At 32.5% G+C, this 1,432-nt stretch carries 1 pseudogene; it reads right to left on the reverse strand.

What is annotated here, in order from left to right:
- Positions 1–1,432 (reverse strand): annotated as a pseudogene (locus CQ058_RS31295) (VaFE repeat-containing surface-anchored protein); the annotation flags it as partial.

Here is a 1,432-nt window from a genome sequence, read left to right on the forward strand (position 1 = left end):
TCCGGTTTTACTTCTTTAAATTTCACCGTTTGACCCTTATCTTCGATGTCAACGTGTATAGCTACCAAGACATTATCTTGATACAATTCTTCAAACACTACCACTTCTTTACCTTGTAATGCAGAAGCATTAAATGTGAAATCGAGTGTGATAGAACCATTTTTCTCTTTTGCAGTAAACTTAGATTCTACTGTTACTTCTTTACCATCAACTAATAATGGTTTTTTTGTTGCTTTATCCATTAGTTTGCCTTTTACAACGTACTCTTTACCCACAATTAAGTCTTTGTATTCCACTTTATCTTGGATTGTTACAGATTTAGAAGCGTCTAACTCTTTAGAACCATCAGCTTTGTTTGTAGCTGTCGTTTTAATAGAAGGTTCTACAAATCGAACTGTTTGACCTACATCGTTAATGTCAGCATGTGTTGCAATTACTTGACCTTCATGTAATAAGTCTTCAAACACGACTACTTCTCTTCCTTGCTGTTCAGCACCAACGAAAGAAAAGTCTAATGTTACAAAACCATTCTTTTCTTTTGCAGTGAATTTAGTCTCAGCTGTTACTTCTTTACCATCAATTAATAATGGTTCGTTAATAGCTTTGTTCATTAATTTTCCTTTTACAGTGTACTCTTTACCAACAACTAAGTTAGTGTACTCCACTTTATCCTGGATAGTGATAGAATCCTTTGAATGAATCTCTTTTCCACCATCAGCTTTGTTTGTAGCAGTTGTTTTTACTGATGGCTTAACGAACTTAACTGTTTGATTTTATCATTGATATCAGCATGTGTAGTAACAACTTTTCCGTCTTTCAGTAACTCTTCGAATACTACTACTTCTTTTTCTTCTAAACCAGTTGCATCAAAAGTGAAATCTAATGTAATAGAACCAGTTGCTTCTTTTGGTGTAAACTTAGTTTCAGCTGTTACTTCTTTACCATTTACAACTAATGGTTTATTAGTCTTTTTATCCATTAATTTACCTTTTAAAGTGTACTCTTTACCTACTTGTAGGTCTTTGTATTCCACTTTATCTTGGATTGTTACAGACTTAGAAATGTGCATTTCTTTTGTACCATCTTTTTTATCAGTTGCTGTTGTTTTAATCAAAGGAATCTTCTCATCTTTAACGATATGTTTAATAATTTGACCATTCTCTTTGATTTCAAAAGAAAACGTCTCTTCATTTAAGATATAACCTTTTGGTGCAACTGTTTCTTTATATGTGTATTTTCCAAATGGTAGCTTTTCAAATTTAGCGATACCTTTATCATCTGTTTTACCTTTTACTACTTCTTTTCCTGCTTCGTTATAAATCGTAAACTCTGCATTTGGAAGCTTATTGTTTCCATCCGCAACATCTACCTTTGTAATTTCCAGATCACCTTTGATAAGATGATTAACTGCTAATAGCTCAATAATTTTTCC

The sequence above is a fragment of the Bacillus sp. MYb56 genome, assembly GCF_002976445.1.
GTDB classification, from domain to species: domain Bacteria; phylum Bacillota; class Bacilli; order Bacillales; family Bacillaceae_G; genus Bacillus_A; species Bacillus_A mycoides.